The organism is Chromobacterium alticapitis (genome assembly GCF_002924365.1).
GTDB classification, from domain to species: domain Bacteria; phylum Pseudomonadota; class Gammaproteobacteria; order Burkholderiales; family Chromobacteriaceae; genus Chromobacterium; species Chromobacterium alticapitis.
The window spans coordinates 1-1,945 of record NZ_PQWB01000191.1 but is presented as its reverse complement, the minus strand read 5'-3'; the positions used below and the strand labels follow the sequence as shown (position 1 = coordinate 1,945).

Genomic DNA, 1,945 nt, shown 5'->3' with positions numbered 1-1,945 from the left:
CGCAGACGCAGACGCAGACGCAGACGCAGACGCAGACGCAGACGCAGACGCAGACGCAGACGCAGACGCAGACGCAGACGCGTACCTGCGCGAGATGCCCCTCTCCCCTCGCGGGAGAGGGGGTAGGGGAGAGGGGGCGATCCAGCCCTCTTACTCACTATATATAGAGAGAACGCTATATATAGTAGAGTAGAGAACGGCGGCCTCAGGCCGCCGTTTTACCTTATATAGGCTGCTTCAGTTTATCGACCGCCGGCGCGACGGGTTCGAACGCCTCCGGGTGCTGCTTCAGATACCAGTCCTTCACCTCTTCATGGCTCAGGTTCAGGAAACGGTTGACGCCGGGCAGCAGGAGCATGGGCGGCACTGTCAGCAAGTGGAATAGGGCGAAGAACAGATAGACCGCATCCAGCGACCAGCGCGTCAGCAGAATGCCTGCCAGCGCCGGCCCCAGCATGCCGCCTAACTTGGCCACCAATACATTGATAGCCGACACCCGCGCGCGATACGGCTCCGGCACCGCCAAGGTGCGATGGGTCTGGCCTATCAGCATGGTGATGGACAGCAGCGCGCCTTCAATGCCGAACATGGCCAGCATCACCAGCGGGTGGTCGGTCAGCGCCACCACCAGGAACACCGCGCCGAGCGACCACATGGCGAAGGCCCGGGCGCGCGGCCGGCTACAGCGTTGCAGCAGGCGGTGAGTCAACCATAGCGAGCCGACCAGCAGGCCGCCGCTGACCGCAGCCTCGCAGGCGCCGAGCCAGAACGCCGGCAGCTTCAGCTGGTGCAGCTTGATCGGTAACAGGGTCGCCACCATGGGGAAGTAGGCCGTCATCACCAGCAAGCCCCAAAACGCCCAACTGCGCTCCAGCGGGATGCGCCAGCGCACGCGCAGGCCGCTGCGGATCTGCTCGATGAAGCTTTCCGCCCGCACATGCTCCAGGCTGCGCGAGGGTATCTGGATGCGCAAAGCGCCGATGGCGGCGATGGCCAGCAGCAGCGCGTAGCTGCCCAGCGCCATCCAGGCCGGCGCAATGGCCATCAGGCTGCCGCCTATGACCGGGCCGATCAAATTACCCACCGATTGCGAGCTTTTCTGTAGCGACAGCGCATCGGACAGGCGGGCTGCCGGCACGAGTTCGGAGGCGATGCTGAGCATGGAAGGAATGACGATGGCCCAGGCGAACATGGCCAGAGACTCGCTGGCCACCACCCAAGCTAATCTATATATATGGAGCCAAGCCATGATGGCCAGGGTCAGGCCAGACAACATGGCTAGCACGATGCCGCCGGCGATGACGCGGTTTTTGGGAAAGCGGTCGCCCAGCGGCGCGGTCAGCGGCAGCGCCACCAGCATCACCAGCGCGGTCAGCGTGCTGAACCAGGCCATATCGCTGGCGCCGCCCATCGTTACCACCCACCAGCTGATGCTGACATAGCCGGCGCCCATGGCCAGGCCGCTCAGCACATCGCTCAGCATTAGCAGATGAAATCCTGCAGGCAGGCCATGGAAGCGTTGTTTCAGGGAAATGTTCATGGCGTGCTCCTTAAGGATGAAGGGCGATTGATCCTAGCATGAAATGACAATGTCAAAAAGATGAGGAATGAAAAATGGGTAACTTCCGCTTTTTCTGAAAAATCAGTATAGAATTAGGCCGGTTTGGAAAGTTTTCAGAACTCAGTCCGGCTGGCAAAGCCCGATTATTGATGAGATCAACGATCGGCCATTAAAAAATTAAGGTTAATATCTCAATAAAAATCAGCATGTTACGACATTTTTTGTGAAATTTTCGCCTTTTTCTCAAAAAACCTGTTGACCGAGGGTGGGGGCGCAGGTATAGTTCGTCTCCTCAGCTGACGCAGCGAACGAAACAGCGGAAACGAAACGGTTTCCGGTGCGACGAAAGCAGCGAAGGCACTGCTCTTTAACAGAACGAATAAC

Annotated in this window: 1 protein-coding gene; it reads right to left on the bottom strand. The window is 59.3% G+C overall.

What is annotated here, in order from left to right:
- Window positions 1–223: 223 nt before the first annotated feature.
- Entirely contained in the window at window positions 224–1,540 is a 1,317-nt protein-coding gene (locus tag C2I19_RS21270; RefSeq protein WP_103904568.1) for an MFS transporter, read from the bottom strand.
- Window positions 1,541–1,945 lie beyond the last annotated feature (405 nt).

Coding starts and splice junctions, on each gene's coding strand:
- C2I19_RS21270 (WP_103904568.1), bottom strand. CDS start 1,540: ATGAACATTTCCCTGAAACAACGCTTCCATGGCCTGCCTGCAGGATTT.